Raw genomic sequence first — 20049 nt, 5'->3', positions numbered from 1 at the left:
CCAGCCTAAGGGGCGGCACCGACATCACTCCTGTCGGTGTGGTCGGTGACGGACGGTTTCGGCCGGGGCGGGGTTCGGGCGGATCTTCGCTTCGTGGCACGGGCGGAGCCGCGGTGCGTGGCACGGGCGCAGCCGCGGTGCGTGGGAACCGGGACCGGGCGAGCGGTGTATCAACAGTGGAATCTCGCATCGAGGCGGATGGATCACCGGGGGGCACGGATGGTTGCGGAGGCTCACAGGACGTGTCGCAGGGCACGGTCGCGCAGCATCAGCGCGGCGCGTTTGCCGGGGAGTTCGACTTCCGCGGAGAAGCGGAAACCGGCGCCGAGGAAGGCGGCCACGGAGGGGGTGTTGCGGAGATCCGGTTCGGCCACGACCCGGGTGCAGGACCGACGGTGCTCGAGGACGAGGTCGGCGGCCGCGCGGAGCAGGGTCGTCCCCAGGCCACGGCCGCGATCGCTGACCCGGCCGATGAGCAGGTGGATACCCGTGTCGTGCGGCCGCGCCGGGTAGTACCGCGCGAGCGGGTCCAGATCGGCGCGGTACACCTCCCAATAGCTCATCGGCGCGCCGTCCAGGACGCCCAGACAGGGCACGCTGCGCCCATCGCCGTCGAGTTGGTCACCGAGATGGCTCGCGGTGGCCTCCTCGGGGCCGTCGAGCTCCCAGAAGGCGGCCACGGACGGGTCGTTCATCCATTGGGCGATGAGCCGCAGATCGCGCCCGATACGGACGGGGACGAGCTGGAAGGTGCCCAACGGGGTGTTGGTGGGCCCCCATTCGACGATGTGGTCGAGCAGATCCGGCCGGCCATCGGCCTCCGGTCGGACGGAGTCCAGGTCGCTGAGTCGTGCGATGTCCTCTTCCTGGCGCAGCCGCATGTCGATGGTGTCGTCGGTGCTGGAGTTCGTACTGGAGTCGGTGTGCGGCACGGCGATGCTCTCCTCTCAGGGGTCTGGGCACGTCGAGAGGGACGTGGGGGTGAGGGGCGTGATCGCGGGTCGCGGAGTCAAGCCATGGGGATGACAGCGGTGGAGCCGGAAGGCGAGACAGACATGGAAAGAGGGTTGGGGATGGTCACATAGACGGACTGGGTGTCCACCGGTCCCACGAGTTCGTCCAGGCCGCGCAGCCGCGTGAGCAGATTGGCCTTGCAGCGCAGGGTGGGTGTCTCCAGGAGCCGGGCGGGGAGCGGTGAGCGGGTTCTGGCGGGGCCGGACGCGGCCTCGGCGAGGAAGCGGCGGAACGCGGCCAGCAGGACGCGCTCGTCGACGAGTCGCTGGGATCCGAAGGCGCCGATCAGTCCGAGGACGTTGTTGACACCCAGGTAGTAGGCGAACCGCTCGTCGGTGACGTCGTCGGAGACGAAGGTGTCGCTGCGGCCGCCGATACCGGGCAGCCGACGCTGGAGTTCGGCGTGCCGGGACGCGCGGAAGTAGTAGCCCTGGTTGTCCCGGTAGCGGCCACCGACCGGCCAGCCATCGGGGTCCAGCAGCACCAGGGTGTTCTGCTGGTGCGCCTCGAGCGCGATGCCGGCCTCTCCGTCCAACCAGAGCAGGGGGCGTACAACCGTGTGCAGATAGCGCAGGAACCACTCCGTGCCGGCGGCCGCGGTGGAACGGCCGGTTCGAGCGGCGAGCCGGGCGACGAGGTGGGCGAGCCGGGAGCGCATCACGGGCTGTCCGGGCCAGGGGCGCGGCGCGAGGAGTCCGGCGACGCAGACGGCGTCGTCGCCGGGGCCGAACGGGTTGTGCCGGATGACGACGTCGAGGCCGGTCAGGGGCTCGCCATCCGGTCCGTCGACGGCGAGCCAGGCCGGATCCCGGACGATGTCGAAGCCCGGGAAGCCGGGGAAGGCCGCCCGCCACTGCTCGGCCAGTCCGCTGCGGAGCAGCCGGTGCACCTCGACACCGCGGCGGAGTTCCTTACGGAGGTTCTCACGACGGGAGTTGGTGATCCGCAGACCGAGGGAGAGTTTCAGCATGGCGGGAGCGCCGGGCCGGTAGACGGTACGGACCGAGGAAGTGGGGTGCCAGGGCCCACCGGACGGCCCGAGGTCGTGCAGCAGGCCGGCGTCGAAGAGCGCGGCGACCTCCGGACGGTGCCGGATCTCGCGAGCCTGCCAGGGATGCAGGGGCAAGGGCACGGTTCCGGTGGGCAGTTGGAGGCCGCTGCCCGCCAGGGAGAGGGCGAGCCGTTCCGCGGGCACGGTCCGGCCGCGCTCCGTCCAGGCCGACTCGCAAGCCAGCGCGGACCGGCCGACCGCGATCCAGTGAAGGGGGAAGGAGCCACGCGTTTCCGGTGAGCAGACGGTGGATTCGGAGTCGGAGAGGCCCTCGCGGCTCTTCGGCGTGGGATGCAGGGGGTGACCGAAGAGGAGGGACTGTTCCGCGCTGAGGAATGGGGTGCTCGTGCTCGGATCGGCGGGTGTGGCCCGGCGGAGGGTGAGGAAGAGGGCGGTGCGCCGTACGGAGTCCGCGACACGGCCGACGAGTTCGGTGGCGTCCGCGTCAGGGTCGTCCCGCCGCGCGCTGTACGTCGCCTCGCGGCTGAGCAGGGCCGCGAGGGTGACGGCGCCGACAGCGGGCGCGTCATGGGGGCCGTGTTCCAGCAGCGGCGGACCGAAGCGGTGCCAGCCGGTGGGCGACCAATAGCGCACCGGGACGATGAGGACGGTTCCGCTGGCGTTGAGGGGAATGCGCAGGGTGTCCCCGTCGGGGCGCACGAGGCCGCTCTCGCGCACCCAGCAGCGCAGCAGGTTGTCGACGGCTGCGGCGTCGGCCACGATCTGCGGGTCGGGGTCGTCGAGCGGATCCGCGCCGACCTCGCGGGCGCCGGCCTCGCGGGTGCGGTTGTCTGGCGACGCCTCATGGCTGTCGCGGTGCTGCCGGGGCACGGCCGCCACGGCGAGGGGCGGCCCCTGAGCGGACAGCCGCGGCGCGGGCGACTCCTCCGCCGACGGCTCCGGAGCGGGCGGCGGCTCCGGAGCGGGCGGCGGCTCCGGAGCGGGCGGCTGGGGTACTCCCGTTCCGGTTCCCGTTCCCGCTCCCGCCACGCTGCTGAGCGGCGCCATGGCGGGCGACGCCGCCGGGGCCGGTGGTACGGGTGCTGGGGACGGTGGCGCCGCCGTTGGGGGCGATGGCGGTGCTGGGGGCGCCGTCTGGTCGCCGGCGGCCGCCATGGCGGTGGACGGCGCCCTGACCGTCGAGACCGCCGAGGGTGGAGCGGGCGGTCTTGCCGCCTCGGCCGGGGGAGGTGCTGTGTGGGGCGGCTGTGGGAGGTGCGGTGGGGGGCCGGGGCGGGCGGAATCGTCGGGGTCGGTCAGGGCGCCGGGCACGGGCTGCGGTTCGGGAGACAAGGGCGCTCCCCCAGAGGTGTGCGGCATGGTGGGTGCGGCGCGGGCATCACGGCGTTCATGTCCTGGGCCCGGCGCCTGCCTCCTTCGGTGGTGCGATGGCGGTGCGGTCGTACGGTGCGGGGCGCGTCACCGGTGGTCTCCGGCGAGCGGCGGGACGAATGGGGCAGCGGTGGGAGGGAGTTCGCGGGAGCGGGTTCCGGTGGTGCGGACCGCCGCGTCCAGGGCGTCGGTGAGCCGGTCGAGGACGGCCTCTGTCTGCTCATCGGTGATGGTGAGCGGAGGAAGAAGGCGGATCACCGCGCTGTGGCGCCCACCGAGTTCGACGATGAGCCCGCGCCGCAGGCACTCCTGCTGAACGGCCGCCGCGAGCGCGGGATCGGCGGGTGGAGCCCCCGTACGCGTGGCACCGGCGTACCAGGCTCCCCCGCCCAACTCCGCGCCCAAACCGTCGCCTTGAGCGCCCGCACTCTCGCCGTGAGGGCCTACCCGGCGGGCTCCCTCACCCGGGTTCACCCCGCTGGCACCAGACCCCGCATCCGGGGCCACCAGCTCCAAGCCGATCATGAGTCCGCGGCCGCGTACGTCTCCGATCCACGCGCGCCCGGTGGCGAATTGGCGCAGCCGGTCCAGCATCCGGGCGCCGACGGTTGCCGCGCGTTCGGCGAGGTTGTTCTCGCGGACGTAGGCGAGGGTCGCGGCGCCCGCGGCCATCGCCAGCTGGTTGCCGCGGAAGGTGCCCGCGTGGGCTCCGGGGGGCCAGACGTCGAGGTCCTCGCGGTAGACCACGGCGGCCAGCGGCAGGCCACCGCCGATTGCCTTCGACAGCACCATCACATCGGGCACCACCCCGCTGTGGTCGACCGCCCAGAGGGCCCCGGTGCGCCCGACGCCGGTCTGGACCTCGTCCGCGATGAGTGGGATGGAGCGGGCCGCGGTGATGTCGCGCATCCGGCGCAGCCAGCCGTCCGGGGCCGGGATCACCCCGCCCTCGCCCTGTACGGGTTCGAGGATCATCCCGGCCGGATCGGTCACCCCGCCCTTCGGGTCGTCGAGGAGCTTCTCCGTCCAGCGCGCGGAGAGTTCGGCGCCGTGCTCCCCGCCGACCCCGAATGGGCAGCGGTAGTCATATGGATAGGGCAGCCGGGTCACTCCGGACGACGGGGCGCCGCCGGAGGCGGCAAGGGCTCCGGCGGTCATGCCGTGGTAGGCCCCGGAGAAGGCGAGCAGGCCGTCGCGCCCGGTGGCGGTCCGTACCAGCTTGAGCGCGGCCTCGACCGCGTCCGTGCCCGCCGGCCCGCAGAACCGCACCCGCGCGCGGGCGGCGAGTCCGGACGGCAGAGTGGCGAACAGCTCGTCCGTGAAGGCGTCCTTGACCGGTGTGGCCAGGTCCAGGACCTGCAGCGGCGCCTCCGCGTCCAGGACGGCCCGGATCGCGTCCAGCACCACCGGGTGGTTGTGCCCCAGGGCCAGCGCCCCGGCCCCGGAGAGGCAGTCGAGATAGCGGCGGCCGTCGGCCCCTTCGACCGTCATCCCCCGGGCGCGCACCGGAACGATGGGCAGCGCCCGGGCGTAGGTGCGGGCGGCGGACTCACGCAGCGCCTGGCGTCGCAGAATGCCCTGGGCGGCGCCGTCGTCGTCGGAGACGGCGGCCAGGGCCATCGGCGGGAGCTGGGTCACGGCCACGCGTCTCGGTCCTCCTGCTGCTGAACACCCTCCGGCTGTCCCCCGTACGTACCAACGACGCGTGACGCTCTGGATCACGGGCTGGGCGAAGATCCTTGCGGCCGGGAACCAAGGACCCGCTCGCAGCCGTCGTAGGCGGCACCGGCATAGTGGGATACCACCCCATTGCCGGGGCGGTGCATGACAATTCCACACAGGCCGTAGAGCAGCTCAGAACCTCAGGGGGAGTCCCGCCCATGCCATCCAAACGCCGACCCGCACTGGCCGTGGCCGCCATAGCCTCGGTTCTGGCGCTCACCGCCACCGCGTGCGGCTCCTCGGACGACAACACCGACGCCAAGCCGACCGCGTCGTCGGAGCAGCAGGGCGTGGACGACATCAAGCTGCCCGACAACCTCAACGACAAGTTGAAGAACCTCGGCATCGATCTGGACCAGTGGAAGAACGGCGCCTGGAACAAGTGGGACAAGGACGACTGGCTGCGTGAGGCCGGTGACTTCATCAACCCGATCATCAAGGGCCTGTGGAAGCCGGACCGGATGCGCGACGCGCAGGAGCCCGACAAGCCGGTGGACGACAGCGACATCGCGGACGACCAGGGTGTGACCGACCCCGATCCGCAGCCCGTCCCGGCCAAGGAGGTCACCAGCCCGTACAGCTCCAACGTCCCCTACGCGGGCAAGGTCTTCTTCGACGGCCCCGAGGGCTCGATGGTCTGCTCCGCGACGGTGGTCGAGGACCCGGCGCATCCCGGCAAGTCCAACCTGGTGTGGACGGCGGGCCACTGCGTCCACGCGGGCAAGGGTGGCGGCTGGTACAAGAACCTGATGTTCGTGCCCTCCTACAACGACGCGGGCAAGTCGCAGGCCGAGCTGGAGAACGCCACCAAGGAGGAGCTGGCTCCCAAGGGTGTCTGGTGGGCCGACTGGGCGCAGACCTCCTCGCAGTGGATCGACAACGGCGCGGCCGTGGGCGGTAAGGGCGCTCCGTACGACTTCGCGGTGATGCATGTGAAGCCGGAGGTCAGCGGCGGCAAGTCGCTCGAGGAGACGGTGGGCGGCGCGCTGCCGGTCGACTTCAACGCCCCGGCGGTGAAGTCCATCGACGAGATCACGGCCACCGGCTACCCGGCCGCCCCGCCGTTCGACGGCCAGAAGATGAACCAGTGCGCGGACAAGCCGGGCCGGCTCTCCCTGGACGCCAAGCAGCCGACGATGTACCGCATCGGCTGCACCATGACCGCGGGCTCCTCCGGCGGTGGCTGGGTCGCCAACGGCGCGGACGGCAAGCCGGCGCTGGTGTCCAACACCTCGATCGGCCCGTCCAACGCGGCCTGGCTGGCGGGCCCGCATCTGGGCCCCGAGGCGAAGGGCGTCTACAACTCGGTCAGCAAGAAGTTCGCGAACCAGTGACCTGCTGAGCCGGTAGCCGTCAGGCAGCGATCCATCCCATGGCGAGGGCCCGCCCCGGAAATCCGGGGCGGGCCCTCGTCGTGCAGATGTCGTAGCCGACGCGGTGCGGCCGGTGTGACGAGCTGACTAGCGCTGTCCGGCGGCCGTGGCCGGGATGAAGCGCCGCAGCTCCGCCGCGAGCTCCTCGTGCACGCGCGCCTTGAGCAGCGTGCCCTCGGGGGTGTGCTCCTCGGAGAGCACCTCGCCCTCGGCGTGGGTGCGCGCGACGAGCTTGCCGTGGGTGTACGGCAGCAGCACCTCGATCTCGACCTGGGGCCGGGGCAGCTCCTCGTCGATCACCGCGATCAGCTCGTCGATGCCCAGCCCGCTGCGGGCCGACACCGCCATGGCGCGCCGCTCCATGCGCAGCAGCCGCTGCACAACGAGCGGATCGGCCATGTCCGCCTTGTTGATCACGACGATCTCGGGCACGTCGACCGCGCCCACATCGCGGATCACCTCGCGCACGGCGGCCAGCTGCTCCTCCGGCGTCGGATGCGAGCCGTCCACCACATGGAGGATCAGATCGGCGTCGCCGACCTCCTCCATCGTGGAGCGGAACGCCTCCACCAGGTGGTGCGGCAGATGCCGGACGAATCCGACGGTGTCCGCCAGCGTGTAGAGCCGCCCGCTGGGGGTCTCGGCCCGCCGCACGGTCGGGTCCAGGGTGGCGAACAGCGCGTTCTCCACCAGGACACCGGCGCCGGTGAGCCGGTTGAGCAGCGAGGACTTGCCCGCGTTGGTGTATCCGGCGATGGCGACCGAGGGGACCTTGTGGCGCCGGCGCTCCTGCCGCTTGATGTCGCGGCCGGTCTTCATCTCGGCGATCTCGCGGCGCATCTTCGCCATCTTCTCGCGGATGCGGCGCCGGTCAGTCTCGATCTTGGTCTCACCGGGACCACGGGTGGCCATACCGCCGCCCGAGGATCCGGAGCCACCGCCACCCATCTGGCGGGACAGCGACTGACCCCAGCCTCGCAGCCGCGGCAGCATGTACTGCATCTGGGCGAGCGAGACCTGCGCCTTGCCCTCTCGGGACTTGGCGTGCTGAGCGAAGATGTCGAGGATCAGTGCGGTCCGGTCGACCACCTTGACCTTGACGACGTCCTCGAGGTGGATCAGCTGTCCGGGGCTCAGCTCACCGTCGCAGACCACGGTGTCGGCACCGGACTCGACCACTACGTCACGCAGTTCCTCGGCCTTGCCGGAGCCGATGTAGGTGGCGGGATCCGGCTTGTTGCGCCGCTGGATCACGCCGTCGAGCACCAGGGCGCCGGCGGTCTCGGCGAGCGCGGCGAGCTCCGCCAGGGAGTTCTCCGCGTCCCGCACCGTGCCGGAGGTCCATACGCCGACCAGCACCACGCGCTCCAGGCGCAGCTGCCGGTACTCGACCTCGGTGACGTCCTCGAGCTCGGTGGACAGCCCCACCACACGCCGCAGAGCGGCACGCTCGGAGCGGTCGTACTGGTCGCCGTCACGCTCCTCGTCGATCTCGTGACTCCAGGCGACGTCCTCTTCCATCAGGGCGTCGGCCCGAAGGCTCTCGGCGAGGCGCTGCCGGTCCTGCGGAAGGGAAGAGGAGTGGGTCAAAGGAATCCTTACGTCGTGGAATACCGTCACTGTCGACAACGCGTGGCGGGCCCGCGGGATTCCCCCGCCGGTGCCGGCCACGGACGCCGACCTCTTGATGGTCGCACGCGGCGGGCGGACCGTCACCCGGGTTTCACGGCCCATGGCACCGCGTAACGTACCGCGTGCCGCCCCGCCCGCGCGCCGGGCAGCGCGGCGCCCTTCGTGGTCTCCTTCGCCGTCTGCTTCCAGTCGGGGTGTCCCGGCATCGGCGGCGTCTTCCTGCCGTACAGCCACGGATGGAGGAATCCGCTCAGATCGCGTCCCGCCACCGTGGAGGCCAGCCGGACGAAGTCGGCGGTCGAGGCCACGCCGTCGCGGTGGCGGAGCACCCATTGCCGCTCCAGCCGCTCGAAGGCGGCCCGGCCGATCCGCTGCCGCAGCGCGTACAGCACCAGCGCGCTGCCGTCGTAGACCACCGGGCGGAAGATGCCGATCGGCTGGCCCGGGTCGGCGGCCTCGGGGGCCGCGGGCGGCCCTCCCTCGGCCCGCCAGGCGTCGGACTGACCGTACGCCTTGCGCATCCGCCGCTCCAGGCTCGCCTTACCGCGCTCATCGGCGTAGAGCGCCTCGTACCAGGTGGCGTGGCCCTCGTTGAGCCACAGATCGGACCAGCGGCGCGGGCTGACGCTGTCGCCGAACCACTGGTGCGCCAGCTCATGCACCATGATCGACTCGATGTACCACCGGGGCAGCTGATCGCTGGTGAACAGATCGCGCTCGAAGAGGGAGAGCGTCTGGGTCTCCAGCTCGAAGCCGGTGGTGGCGTGGGCGATCAGGACGCCATAGGTCTCGAAGGGGTAGCGCCCGGCCCTCCTCTCCAGCCAGGCCAGCTGCCCGGGGGTGCGCGCGAGCCACTTCTCCAGCCGTGCGCGGTCCGCCGCGGGGACGACGTCGCGCACCGGCAGCCCATGGGGCCCGGTGCGGCGCGGCACGGCGGAGCGGCCGATGGAGATCTGCGCCAGTTCGGTGGCCATGGGGTGGGCGAGGCGGTACGTCCAGGTGGTGCGCGATCCCTTGCGGACGCGCTGTCCGGGCAGACCGCCCGCGACGACCGTAAGGCTCTTCGGAGCGGTGATCCGGAAGGTGAAGCGGGCCTTGTCGGCGGGGTGGTCGTTGCACGGGAAGACCCGGTGGGCGGCGTTGGCCTGGTTGGCCATGGCCAGCCCGTCGCTGGTGCGGACCCAGCCGCCGTTCGTGCCGCTCCGCGGATCGCTGGTGTGGCGGACGGTGACCCGGAAGGCGGCGCCCTTACGGAGGGGAGCGGACGGGGTGATCACCAGGTCCTCACCGGCCGTGGCGAACCGGGCCCGCGCTCCGTCGACCCGCACCGAGTCCACGTCGCCCTGGGTGAAGTCGAGGTTGACGGAGCGCAGCGGGGCGGTCGCGCGGGCGTCGATGGTGGTGACGGCGTCGAGCGGCCGGTCCTGGCGGTGGTAGGCGAACGCGATGTCGTACGCCGTGACGTCGTACCCGGGGTTCCCGAGCTGCGGGAAGAGCGGATCGCCGATGCCCAGGGGACTCGGGTGCACAGGGGACACCGGCCCCGCGGCGGAGGAGGGGCCGACCGCGAGGAAGACGGCGGCCATGGCGGCGGCCACCGACGCGGTCCTGCGGCGCCCGGTGCGCGGCGGCCAGGGGCGGCGCCCCGAAGAAAGCGTCATGCCCTACGGCTACCAGCGCCCCGGCGCCGGCGCAGTCGCTCCCGGCCTTGATCCACCCGAAGGAGTTCAGACGCCCGAAGAGTTCGGGCGGCCCGACGGTGGTCAGGGGCGCGCCGCTCAGGAGCGCGCCCGCCCGTCAGCGCACCGCGGCCATGCTGCGGCCCTCGCGCGTCACGTCGTAGACCCCGGGGACGTTCCGCATGGCCCGCATCAGCGTCGGCAGCCTGCCCGCGTCGGGCAGCTGGAGCGTGTAGGTGTGCCGGACCCGCTGCTCACGCGGTGGTTCGACGGCGGCCGCCACCACCTCCGCGCCCTCGGCCGCGATGGCCTCGGTGAGATCCGCGAGCAGATGCGGTCTGCTGAACGCCTCCGCGAAGAGGGTCACGCGATAGTCGCCGCCCCCGTCCCCGTCGTCCTCGTCCGCCCAGCGCACCCCGACGGCCTGGCGCCCGGCCGAGGTCATCCGCCCCACTCCGGGGCACCGCTCACGGTGCACGGTGACGGCGCCGCCGCGAACCGCGAAGCCGGTGATCGCGTCGGGCGGCACGGGGGTGCAACAGCGGGCGAGCCGTACGGTCACGCCGGGCAGATCGACGACGATGCCCGCCTCGGGGCGGCCCGCACCGGGCGACGCGGGGGCGACGGTCTGACCGCCCTGCGAAGTCTGCGAGCCCCGCGTGGCCTGCGCTTCCTGGCCGTCCTGTCCGTCCTGCGGGCCCTGGCCGTCCTGGCCGTCCGGTCCGCCCTGTCCGTCCTGGCCGGTGGGCTCGGAGGCGGACTCCGGCTCCTCGGCGGCCTCCCGGGGCTCGTGCTGCGACACCGGATGGGCGGCCAGCCAGCGGTTGATGGCGATGCGGGCGGCCGGGGTGCGGGCGTGGTCGAGCCACTCCGGCGAGGGGCCGTGGGAGGCGGTGTCCCGGGTGTCGCTCGCCATCAGCAGCTGCAGGGTGTCGCCGTCGCGCAGCACCGTGCTCAGGGTCGCGATCCGGCCGTTGACCCGGGCGCCGATACAGGAGTGCGCGTCGTCGCCGTACAGGGCGTACGCGGCGTCCACACAGCTCGCGCCGGCGGGCAGGCCGAGCGTCCCGCCGTCGGAACGGAAGACGGTGATCTCCCGGTCCTGGGCCAGCTCGTCACGGAGCGAGGTCCAGAAGATGTCGGGGTCGGGCGTGGCGCTCTGCCAGTCGAGCAGCCGGGACAGCCAGCCGGGGCGGGTGGGGTCGGCCCGCTCGCCCTCGGGGGCGTCGGCGCCCTCCGTCGGGGCGTACGGATTACCGAGGGCGATCACTCCGGCCTCGGCGACCCGGTGCATCTGGTGGGTGCGGATGAGGACTTCGGTGACCTCGCCGTCGCGCCCGGCCACGGCCGTGTGCAGCGACTGGTAGAGGTTGAACTTGGGGACCGCGATGAAGTCCTTGAACTCCGAGATCACCGGGGTGAAGCAGGTGTGCAGTTCGCCGAGGACCGCGTAACAGTCCGCGTCCTCGGAGACGAGGACGAGAAGGCGGCCGAGGTCGGCGCCGGTCAGCTCGCCGCGCTTGAGCCCGACCCGGTGGACGGAGACGAAGTGCCGCGGCCGGACCAGGACTTCGGCGGTGATGCCCGCCTCGTGCAGCACGCCCCGTACGTCCTCGGCGGCCTGGGCCAGCGGGTCGGGGCGGGCGGCGTGGGCCTGGAGGAGTTCGCGGGTCCGCGCGTACTCCTCGGGGTGGAGGATGGCGAAGACCAGGTCCTCCAGCTCGGTCTTGAGCGCCTGCACCCCGAGCCGCTCGGCGAGCGGGATCAGCACATCGCGGGTGACCTTGGCGATGCGCGCCTGTTTCTCGGGGCGCATCACGCCGAGGGTGCGCATGTTGTGCAGCCGGTCGGCGAGTTTGATCGACATCACCCGGACGTCGTTGCCGGTGGCGACGAGCATCTTACGGAAGGTCTCGGGCTCGGCCGCCGCGCCGTAGTCGACCTTCTCCAACTTGGTGACGCCGTCGACGAGAAAGCGGACCTCCTCGCCGAACTGCTCCCCCACCTGATCGAGGGTCACATCGGTGTCCTCGACCGTGTCGTGGAGCAGCGAGGCCGTCAACGTCGTGGTCTCGGCGCCCAGTTCGGCGAGGATCAGCGTGACGGCCAGCGGATGGGTGATGTACGGCTCACCGCTCTTGCGCATCTGGCCGCGGTGGGAAGACTCGGCCAGGACATACGCCTTGCGGAGCACATCCAGATCGGCTCCGGGGTGGTACGCGCGATGGACCTTGGCCACATGCTCGATCGCGTCAGGCAGCCGGCCGCGGGAGGCGGACCCCAGCAGGGCGGCCCGACTGAACCTGCGGAGATTGCGCAGGTCGATGCGGGGGAGGCCGCGCCTGCGACCGAACGGGGCCTGGTCGGTGGCCTCTGCGCTCATGGGCACCTCCGGCGGCGTCGAGCGTCAACCGGCGTGGGTACTCCCCCGGGGCCGGTGCTTGATGCTATCGAGCCCATCACGCACGGCCGACCGGCTCTCGCCCAGAGTGAAACGGATCACCCATTCGAGGGAAGTGTCAGCCGAGGTCCGTGCCCAGCCAAGAGGGATCGATCTCCCCCTCGGCCACGATCACGGCAGGGCCGGTCATCTCCACCGTACCGTCCGGCCGTTCGCTGATGACAAGCCGCCCTCCGGGAACGTCCACGGTGTACGTGACGGGGTGTCCTGTGACGGCCGGATCGGTCCCGTCACGGCGTGCGGCGGCGACCATCACGGCGCAGGCGCCGGTGCCGCAGGAGCGGGTCTCTCCGGAGCCGCGCTCATGCACGCGCATCGCGACATGACGCGGGCCGCGGTCGACGACGAACTCGACATTGGTGCCATTCGGGTACGCGGCGGCGGGGCGCACGGCGGGGGCCGTGAACAGATCACCGGCCTGGGCGAGGTCGTCGACGAAGGCGACCGCGTGCGGATTGCCCATGTTCACGTTGCGCGCGGGCCAGCTGTGGTCACCGACCGTGATCGTGATCTCCCCTTCGGGGCCGGGCCCGGGCAGTGCGGCCTCGCCCATCACCACGGTGATCGGGCCGTCGGGCCCGGCCGCGGCCTCGCCCGGCCGGGCGGCGTCACCGGCGTCCTTGGCGATGTGGGCCCGGCGCACCCCGGCCCGGGTGGCGATCGCGAGATCGCCCGCCTCGGCCAGCCCGGCGCGCTGAAGGTACCGGGCGAAGACGCGGACTCCGTTGCCGCACATCTCGGCGATGCTGCCGTCGCCGTTGCGGTAGTCCATGAACCATTCGGCCTGGTCGGCCATGGCCCGCGCCTCGGGGTGTGCCGAGGACCGCACGACGCGGATCAGACCGTCACCGCCGATACCGGCGCGGCGGTCGCAGATCCGGGCGACGGTGGCCGCGGACAGCTCCAGACGGCCGTCCAGGTCGGGGACGATGACGAAGTCGTTCTCGGTGCCGTGCCCCTTCAGGAAGGCCAGCCGTGGTGCGGTGCTCATTCCTCGATCCTACGGGGCGCCGCGCGCACCGTCCCCCGGCGCCCGGTCCGCCCGGGGGACCCGCTGGACGGAGGGCCTGGCGCAGGCGGGTGGGCGGAGGACCTAGCGGAGGCGGGCCACCCGCCAGAAGGTGAGGCCGACCAGCAGGGCCACGATCGCCACGTAGAGCACGACGAAGCGCCAGTCCGGGCGGCGTCCGGAGCCTCTGGGGGGCAGGCCCGGCCAGGTGTAGCCCACCCGGCGGGCGGCCATCAGGCCCCAGCCCGCCGCGCAGCTGCTCAGCAACAGGCCGAGCATGGCCACGACCGCCCCTCCGTCGCCGAACTCGAAGGCGAGCGGGAAGGCGAACATCAGCGAGCCGAGGATGGCCAGGCCGACGATCGGCGCGATCTGCCAGATCCGCAGTCGGCGCGGCGGGCGCAGCTCCCGGAAGGACTCCCCGGAGACCGAGCCCGCGCCGGCCTCGCCCTCGGAGCCGTCCTCGAGGACCGGCGCGCCGGGTTCGTGGAGCCCTCCGGCCTCATCGGGGCCGTCCGGGGTCAGCGGCCGCGCGTCTCCGTGCGGCGATTGCTGCGATGCGTCGCGAGGGCCGGCCTCCATCGCCACACGCCCTCCCAACTCCAGACACCACGGCACGATCGGAGCTTGATGATGGCATGCCCGCCGGGGCCCGAATGACGAGCTGAGCTTCCCGATGCCATGACGTGATCAGGCTGTGACCGCCCGTTCAACCAACGCGAGCGCGCTCGCCAGGAGTTCCCCTCTGTGGTCGGCCGCTCCGCTGAGCCAGTGGACCCTGGGATCGCGGCGGAACCAGGAGTCCTGACGGCGTGCGAACCGCTTGGTGGCGCGCACGGTTTCGGCCCTCGCCTCCTCCTCGGCGCACTCTCCCGCGAGCGCGGAGAGGACTTGCTGATAGCCCAGCGCGCGGGAGGCGGTACGGCCGGAGCGCAGCCCGGCGTCCTCCAGCCGGCGGACCTCCTCGACCAGTCCGGCGTCCCACATCCGGTCCACCCGCAGGGCGATCCGCTCATCCAGCTCGGGCCGCTCGACGTCGACGCCGATCTGGAGCGTGTCGTAGACCGCCTCGTGCCCGGGCAGATTGGCGGTGAACGGACGGCCGGTGATCTCGATGACCTCCAGCGCCCGGACCACCCTGCGGCCGTTGCTGGGCAGGATCGCGCGCGCCGCCTCGGGGTCGGCGTCGGCGAGCCGGGCGTGCAGCACCCCGGAGCCCCGCGCCTCCAGCTCGGCCTCGAGCCGGGCCCGGACGGCGGGGTCGGTGCCCGGGAACTCGAGGGCGTCGATGGCCCCGCGGATGTACAGGCCGGAACCGCCGACCAGGACGGGGGTACGCCCCTCGGCGAGCAGACGGTCCATCTCGGCGCGAGCCAGCCGCTGGTACTCGGCGACGCTCGCGGTCTGGGTGACATCCCAGATGTCCAGCAGCCGGTGCGGCACCCCCTGCCGCTCGTCCTCCGTCAGCTTGGCGGTGCCGATGTCCATGCCCCGGTACAGCTGCATGGAGTCGGCGTTGACGACCTCGCCGTCGAGGTGTCTGGCGAGTGCGACGCCCAGATCGGACTTTCCGGCCGCTGTGGGGCCGACGACGGCGATGACTCGCGGCGGATGTCCTGCAGTATTCACCGGGCCAGTCTCGCAAATGCCCCGGGGGCTCCTCGAACGAGCGACGTGACGGGGCACCGCCGGGTTCGTTGCCTGTTGCGAGGTTCCGAGGGCCGGTTCGGGGAATCGGCCGCCGCGCGCCGCACAGTCGCCGCGCACCGCACAAGGGGGCACTCCGGGCGGCACGGGATTTCGCCCACGCGAGTTTCGCCCACACGAGTAAGGTATGGAGTAGATATGGGCGTGTTTTCCAGGTTTCGTCGTGTGCCGAAGGAGGCGAGCCGTTCGTCCGAGGAGGCACCGTCCGTGCGGGACGCCCGGGCCACGGCCGACGCCATGACGGCGGAGACCGAGTCCGGGACCGCCGATGGGGCTGAGACCGCTCGGAGCGGGAAGGAGAATCCGGCGGGTGAAGGCGCCGGGATCCCCAAACAGCAGTCCGCGGCCGAGGCGGCCGACAGCGAGACCGGTGAGAGCGCCCGCGCATAGGCAACCGACGAGGGTAGGTGGCACATGGGCCTGATGGACAATCTCAAGGCCAAGGCCGGTCAGATGAAGGGCAAGGCCGGCAGCTTCGCGCAGCAGCACGAGGCCAGGATCGGGCGGGGCCTGGAGAAGGCGGCCAAGTCGGTCGATACCAGGACCAAGGGCAAGTACAGCGCCAAGATCGAGACTGGCACGGGCAAGGCGAAGGGCGCTCTCAACCGCCTCTCGCAGATGGACGAGCGCAAGCCCAAGCCCAAGGGCGACGCATAAGACCGGCCAAGCGGACAAGGCACAGAAGACGGGGGCGGGTGATGCCGGGCCCGGACCGGCCGGCCCCGCCGGTACGCGGCCGTGGAGCGCAGGCTCCACGGCCGCGAGCGGGCTAGGACGACCAGCTCGCCACGAAGTACCCCACGCCGTACGGCGCTTCGTCATACCGCAACTCCCCCTTCAGGCGCGCCCCCTCGCCCGCCCCCGCGAGCACCTGCAGCGGCGCGCGACCTGCCGCTTTGAGCTCGTACGCCAACTCCTCGTCGAGCGCGGCCAGCGCCCCGGTGTCGGCGGCCGCCAGCGCCCGCGCCACCTCGGCGTCGAACGCGGCCGCCCGCTCGTCGAGATAGCCCGGCGCCTTCAGCGTGCGGCATGCGGTGCCGTCGCCCATCACCAGCAGCGCGACCCGCTCCGCCCGCCCGGCGAGCTCCCTTCCGACTTGAATACACCGCTCGGCCGCGAGAGGTTCCCCCACACCCAGCCCCTCGACGGGCACCGCCGGGTCCCACCCCGCGTGCTCCAGCAGCCAGGCGCCGACCGCCAGCGACGTCGGCAGCGAGCGCGAGGACCCGCCGTCCGCGGCGCCCTCGCGGCCGGACTCCCCCGCCACCGGCGCGGCGAGCCGCACCTCCACCTCCACGCCGAAGCCGCGGAACGTCCCGGCCGTGCCCTGCGCATGCGGCCCGCGCCCGGCGCGATCGGCGGGCCCCACCACGATCAGGCGCTCCGGACGCGCCGCCGCGAGGGCGTGGATGACCTCGCTGCACTCCGCGCGCAACCCGTCCAGCTCGGAGGCGGCTCCGGCGGCGACCTCGGGCACCAGCAACGGCGGACACGGGCAGACGGCGGCGGCGATCAGCATGATCGTGAGCCTAGCCGTGCGCTCAGTCGCAGCCGCAGCCCGCGGTGGGCGCGGCCGGCTGCGGCGGCGGGGCGCCCACCGTCGGCAGGCCCAGCATCACACCCGCGGGCTTCTTCTCCCCGGGCGCGTTCCGCCGCTCCCAGGCGTCTCCGGCGCGGGTGCGCCGCACGCCCCGGGCCGGGCCCTCGGCCAGCAGATGGTGGGGGGCGGCGTAGGTGATGTCGACGGTGACGACGTCGCCGGGGCGCACCGGCTCCCCGGGCCGCGCGAAGTGCACCAGACGGTTGTCGGGGGCACGGCCGGACAGCCGCCGCGTGGCGTCGTCCTTACGGCCCTCGCCCTCGGCGACCAGCACCTCCAGCGTGCGGCCGACCTGCTTCTTGTTCTCCTCCCAGGAGATCTCCTCCTGGAGGGCGACCAGCCGCTCGTAGCGCTCCTGGACGACCGCCTTGGGCACCTGGCCGTCCATCTCGGCGGCGGGCGTCCCGGGCCGCTTGGAGTACTGGAAGGTGAACGCCTGGGCGAACCGCGCCTCCCGCACCACGTGCAGCGTCTGCTCGAAGTCCTCCTCGGTCTCACCGGGGAAGCCGACGATGATGTCGGTCGAGATGGCGGCGTCCGGCATCGCGGCGCGCACCTTCTCGATGATGCCCAGGTAGCGCTCCTGCCGGTACGAGCGGCGCATCGCCTTGAGCACGGTGTCCGAGCCGGACTGCAGCGGCATGTGCAGCTGCGGCATCACGTTCTCCGTCGCCGCCATGGCGGCGATGACGTCGTCGGTGAAGTCGCGCGGATGCGGCGAGGTGAACCGGACCCGCTCCAGGCCCTCGACCTTCCCGCAGGCGCGCAGCAGCTTGCTGAACGCCTCGCGGTCGCCGATGTCGGAGCCGTACGCGTTCACGTTCTGGCCGAGCAGGGTGATCTCGGTGACGCCCTCGGCGACCAGGGTCTCCACCTCGGCGAGGATGTCGCCGGGGCGGCGGTCCTTCTCCTTGCCGCGCAGCGCCGGGACGATACAGAAGGTGCAGGTGTTGTTGCAGCCCACGGAGATGGAGACCCACGCGGCGTACGCGGACTCGCGCCGCGTCGGCAGGGTGGAGGGGAAGGCTTCCAGGGACTCGGCGATCTCGACCTGGGCCTCCTCCTGGACGCGGGCGCGCTCCAGCAGCACCGGCAGGCTGCCGATGTTGTGGGTGCCGAAGACCACGTCGACCCAGGGGGCCTTGTTGACGATGGTGTCGCGGTCCTTCTGGGCCAGACAGCCGCCGACGGCGATCTGCATGCCCGGCCGCCGGGCCTTGATCGGCGCGAGCCGGCCGAGGTTGCCGTACAGCCGGTTGTCGGCGTTCTCCCGCACCGCGCAGGTGTTGAAGACGACGATGTCGGCCTCGCCCTCGCCGGTGCCCTCGGGCGCGCGGACATAGCCCGCCTCTTCCAGGAGGCCCGAGAGCCGCTCGGAGTCATGGACATTCATCTGGCACCCGTAGGTGCGGATCTCGTAGCTCTTGGGTGCTTGAACGTCCACTGCCGGGCTCCGGTCGCTGCTGATGGTCACCCAACAAGGGTAGGCGGTCACAGAAGCCCCGCTGCCGGGCGGTGGACCGGGCCGCCGGCCCGCCCCCCGAGGGTGGACCGAGGGCCGAGCACCGGCACACTGTGTTCCATGACACGGAACAGCGCACAGGGCAACATGCTCGACAAGGCCATGACCGTCCTCGACTGCTTCCGGCCCGATGGCGGCGCGTTCCGTCTCACAGAACTGTCCGCGCGTACCGGGCTGGCCAAGACCACCGTGTTCCGGCTCTGCGCCGATCTGGTCCGTCTCGGCCTGCTCGAACGCGACGCCGAGACCTACCGGCTCGGAGGCGCCCTCTTCGAACTGGGCTCACTCGTCCCGCGCCGGCGCGATCTGCGGGAGGCCGCGCTGCCGTTCCTACAGGACCTCTTCGAGGCCACGCACGAAACCGTGCACCTCGGGGTGCGCGAGGGCCACGAGGTGGTCTACGTCGAGCGCATCCACGGCCACGACGCCCTTCGGCTGCCGTCCCGCATCGGCGGCCGACTGCCCCTGACCTGCACCGGCGTCGGCAAGGCGCTTCTGGCGTTCTCGGGCTCCGAACTGGTCGAGGAGATCCTGGCCGCGCCTCTGCCCGCCCTCACCCCTCACTCGATCACCGATCCGGACCGGCTGCGCACGGCCGTCGAGCAGGCCCAGGTCGCGGGTCTGGCCTACGAGGAGGAAGAGGCGGCTGCGGGGGTCAGCTGCATCGCGGCTCCCGTCTTCGACGGACCGACCTCGGTGGCGGCGCTGTCGGTGGCCGTACCCCGCGGCCGCTTCCGGCCGGCGCAGCTGGCACCGGCGGTCCGGACGGCGGCCCTGGGCCTGTCGAGGGCCCTGCGCTCCGGCAGATGAGCGGGGGCCGCCCGCACAACGGGATGCCCGCACAACGGGATGCCCGCCGCACAGCGGGATGCCCGCACAACGGGATCCTCAGGCGGCCGCCCCTCCCCTCCCGTCGGCGGGCCTGGCAGGATCCTCGCCATGGCCCTCACCCTTCCGCGCCCGGACCGGCGCCGTGCCCTGCAGTCCGCCGCCGCGGGCCTCGTCGCCCTCGGGCTGCTGCTGTGGTGGCTGCTGGCGTCGGGCGGGGGCCCCTCGCCCAGCGGCCGGGTGACGTTCGCGACGGGGGTCTCCACCGGGGTCTACGACACCTACGGCCGGATGCTCGAGCAGGACCTCGCCCGGGACCTCCCCGATGTCGATGTGCGGCTGGAGCAGTCCAGGGGGTCCCCGGAAAACGTCGAGCGGCTGGCCCGGGGCAGGGCCACCTTCGCCATCGCCGCCACCGACGCCGTGGCCGCCTACCAGGGCGAGGGAGCGGGGCGGCTGCGGGCCTGCGCCCGGCTGTACGACGACTACATGCAGCTGGTCGTCCCGAGGGGCTCGTCCGTACGGTCGGCGCGCAATCTGAAGCACCTGCGGGTGGGGGTGGGCGGCGACGGCTCGGGCGTGCAGCTGATCACCCGGGCGCTGATCAAGGCCGCCGGGCTCGACTTCGACCGGGACATCCGGGCGGAGCGGGTCGGCATCGACGCCATGCCGAGGCTGCTGCGGCAGGGCAAGCTCGACGCGTTCTTCTGGTCGGGCGGGCTGCCGACCACCGCGGTGCGCACCCTGGCGCACGCCTACCCGATACGGCTCGTCCAGCTCGGCGACCTCACCGGCCCGCTGCACCGGCAGGGCGGGGTGACGCGCTACTACCGGGCGGCCACCGTGCCCGCCGACGCGTACGAGGAGATACGCAGGCCGGAGCCGGTCAAGACGATCGCCGTACCGAACCTCCTGGTCACCACGGACCGGGTGGCCCCCGATCTGGCGGAGGGCGTCACCCGCACGGTGATAGACAACCGGGACCGCATCGGGGCGAAGGTGCACGCCGCCCAGAAAGTGGACCTGCGGACCGCCGTCTTCACCGATCCCCTCGCCCTCCACAAGGGCGCGGCGCGCTATTACCGCTCGGTCAAGCCGTAGCCCGCCACCGCTGCCGCC

16 protein-coding genes are annotated in these 20049 nt (G+C 72.4%); 5 read left to right on the top strand and 11 right to left on the bottom strand.

Going from position 1 to position 20049, the window contains the following annotated elements; genetic code table 11:
- Positions 1-233: 233 nt before the first annotated feature.
- The 3 genes from JK364_RS20845 to JK364_RS20835 all read right to left on the bottom strand — a co-directional run bounded on the left by JK364_RS20845 (position 234) and on the right by JK364_RS20835 (position 5017).
- Positions 234-932 (bottom strand): GNAT family N-acetyltransferase, encoded by a 699-nt coding sequence (locus JK364_RS20845; RefSeq protein WP_201852650.1) that lies wholly within the window; start codon positions 930-932, stop codon positions 234-236.
- Positions 933-1009: 77 nt separating this feature from the next.
- Positions 1010-3073, bottom strand: coding sequence for an IucA/IucC family protein (locus JK364_RS20840; RefSeq protein WP_230992282.1), 2064 nt, complete (start codon positions 3071-3073; stop codon positions 1010-1012).
- A gap of 411 nt (positions 3074-3484) precedes the next feature.
- Entirely contained in the window at positions 3485-5017 is a 1533-nt protein-coding gene (locus JK364_RS20835; protein ID WP_201852909.1) for a diaminobutyrate--2-oxoglutarate transaminase family protein, read from the bottom strand.
- Between the two features lie 260 nt (positions 5018-5277).
- Here JK364_RS20835 and JK364_RS20830 point away from each other — a divergent pair, with 260 nt between their 5' ends.
- Positions 5278-6453, top strand: coding sequence for a trypsin-like serine peptidase (locus tag JK364_RS20830; RefSeq protein WP_201852649.1), 1176 nt, complete (start codon positions 5278-5280; stop codon positions 6451-6453).
- A 126-nt stretch (positions 6454-6579) separates the two neighbouring features.
- Here JK364_RS20830 and hflX read toward each other — a convergent pair whose 3' ends face one another.
- The 6 genes from hflX to miaA all read right to left on the bottom strand — a co-directional run bounded on the left by hflX (position 6580) and on the right by miaA (position 14902).
- Complete coding sequence (hflX, locus tag JK364_RS20825; protein WP_201852648.1) at positions 6580-8082, bottom strand: GTPase HflX; 1503 nt, start codon at positions 8080-8082, stop codon at positions 6580-6582.
- A 122-nt stretch (positions 8083-8204) separates the two neighbouring features.
- Complete coding sequence (locus tag JK364_RS20820; protein WP_230992281.1) at positions 8205-9785, bottom strand: M1 family metallopeptidase; 1581 nt, start codon at positions 9783-9785, stop codon at positions 8205-8207.
- Between the two features lie 136 nt (positions 9786-9921).
- Positions 9922-12186 carry a RelA/SpoT family protein gene (locus JK364_RS20815; RefSeq protein ID WP_201852647.1) on the bottom strand — a complete coding sequence of 755 codons (2265 nt, stop codon included), beginning with the start codon at positions 12184-12186 and terminating at the stop codon, positions 9922-9924.
- A gap of 136 nt (positions 12187-12322) precedes the next feature.
- A complete protein-coding gene (dapF, locus tag JK364_RS20810) occupies positions 12323-13255 on the bottom strand; it encodes a diaminopimelate epimerase (RefSeq protein ID WP_201852646.1) in 933 nt (310 codons plus the stop codon).
- Positions 13256-13357: 102 nt separating this feature from the next.
- Positions 13358-13855, bottom strand: coding sequence for a hypothetical protein (locus tag JK364_RS20805; protein WP_201852907.1), 498 nt, complete (start codon positions 13853-13855; stop codon positions 13358-13360).
- A gap of 108 nt (positions 13856-13963) precedes the next feature.
- The gene (miaA, locus tag JK364_RS20800; RefSeq protein ID WP_201852645.1) at positions 13964-14902 is read right to left on the bottom strand and encodes a tRNA (adenosine(37)-N6)-dimethylallyltransferase MiaA; all 939 of its coding nucleotides are present in this window, start codon (positions 14900-14902) and stop codon (positions 13964-13966) included.
- Between the two features lie 243 nt (positions 14903-15145).
- Here miaA and JK364_RS20795 point away from each other — a divergent pair, with 243 nt between their 5' ends.
- Entirely contained in the window at positions 15146-15370 is a 225-nt protein-coding gene (locus JK364_RS20795) for a gliding motility protein (RefSeq protein WP_307841338.1), read from the top strand.
- A gap of 24 nt (positions 15371-15394) precedes the next feature.
- On the top strand, positions 15395-15637 hold the full coding sequence (locus JK364_RS20790; RefSeq protein ID WP_201852643.1) for an antitoxin: 243 nt from the start codon (positions 15395-15397) through the stop codon (positions 15635-15637).
- Positions 15638-15749: 112 nt separating this feature from the next.
- Here the strand turns inward: JK364_RS20790 and JK364_RS20785 are convergent, their stop codons facing one another.
- Both JK364_RS20785 and miaB read right to left on the bottom strand, forming a co-directional pair.
- Positions 15750-16499, bottom strand: a complete 750-nt coding sequence (locus JK364_RS20785; protein ID WP_201852642.1) for a class III extradiol dioxygenase subunit B-like domain-containing protein — start codon at positions 16497-16499, stop codon at positions 15750-15752.
- Between the two features lie 22 nt (positions 16500-16521).
- Positions 16522-18054: a tRNA (N6-isopentenyl adenosine(37)-C2)-methylthiotransferase MiaB gene (miaB, locus tag JK364_RS20780; RefSeq protein WP_201852641.1), complete on the bottom strand. Its 1533-nt coding sequence runs from the start codon at positions 18052-18054 to the stop codon at positions 16522-16524.
- A 135-nt stretch (positions 18055-18189) separates the two neighbouring features.
- Here miaB and JK364_RS20775 point away from each other — a divergent pair, with 135 nt between their 5' ends.
- Together JK364_RS20775 and JK364_RS20770 are read left to right on the top strand one after the other, a co-directional pair.
- On the top strand, positions 18190-18912 hold the full coding sequence (locus JK364_RS20775; protein WP_201852906.1) for an IclR family transcriptional regulator: 723 nt from the start codon (positions 18190-18192) through the stop codon (positions 18910-18912).
- A 129-nt stretch (positions 18913-19041) separates the two neighbouring features.
- Positions 19042-20031 carry a TAXI family TRAP transporter solute-binding subunit gene (locus tag JK364_RS20770; RefSeq protein WP_201852640.1) on the top strand — a complete coding sequence of 330 codons (990 nt, stop codon included), beginning with the start codon at positions 19042-19044 and terminating at the stop codon, positions 20029-20031.
- The last annotated feature ends 18 nt before the right edge of the window (positions 20032-20049 follow it).

The organism is Streptomyces endocoffeicus, from assembly GCF_016741935.1.
In the GTDB taxonomy this organism is placed as follows: Bacteria; Actinomycetota; Actinomycetes; order Streptomycetales; family Streptomycetaceae; genus Streptomyces; species Streptomyces endocoffeicus.
This window is presented reverse-complemented; position numbering and strand designations above follow the sequence as displayed.

What these genes read in the sequence shown, in the direction of transcription:
- JK364_RS20830 (WP_201852649.1), top strand. Translation starts at nt 5,278, where the DNA reads ATGCCATCCAAACGCCGACCCGCACTGGCCGTGGCCGCCATAGCCTCG.
- JK364_RS20835 (WP_201852909.1), bottom strand. Translation starts at nt 5,017, where the DNA reads ATGGCCCTGGCCGCCGTCTCCGACGACGACGGCGCCGCCCAGGGCATT.
- JK364_RS20840 (WP_230992282.1), bottom strand. Translation starts at nt 3,073, where the DNA reads ATGGCGCCGCTCAGCAGCGTGGCGGGAGCGGGAACGGGAACCGGAACG.
- JK364_RS20775 (WP_201852906.1), top strand. Translation starts at nt 18,190, where the DNA reads ATGCTCGACAAGGCCATGACCGTCCTCGACTGCTTCCGGCCCGATGGC.
- JK364_RS20815 (WP_201852647.1), bottom strand. Translation starts at nt 12,186, where the DNA reads ATGAGCGCAGAGGCCACCGACCAGGCCCCGTTCGGTCGCAGGCGCGGC.
- JK364_RS20805 (WP_201852907.1), bottom strand. Translation starts at nt 13,855, where the DNA reads ATGGAGGCCGGCCCTCGCGACGCATCGCAGCAATCGCCGCACGGAGAC.
- dapF (WP_201852646.1), bottom strand. Translation starts at nt 13,255, where the DNA reads ATGAGCACCGCACCACGGCTGGCCTTCCTGAAGGGGCACGGCACCGAG.
- JK364_RS20820 (WP_230992281.1), bottom strand. Translation starts at nt 9,785, where the DNA reads ATGACGCTTTCTTCGGGGCGCCGCCCCTGGCCGCCGCGCACCGGGCGC.
- JK364_RS20790 (WP_201852643.1), top strand. Translation starts at nt 15,395, where the DNA reads ATGGGCCTGATGGACAATCTCAAGGCCAAGGCCGGTCAGATGAAGGGC.
- JK364_RS20770 (WP_201852640.1), top strand. Translation starts at nt 19,042, where the DNA reads ATGGCCCTCACCCTTCCGCGCCCGGACCGGCGCCGTGCCCTGCAGTCC.
- JK364_RS20785 (WP_201852642.1), bottom strand. Translation starts at nt 16,499, where the DNA reads ATGCTGATCGCCGCCGCCGTCTGCCCGTGTCCGCCGTTGCTGGTGCCC.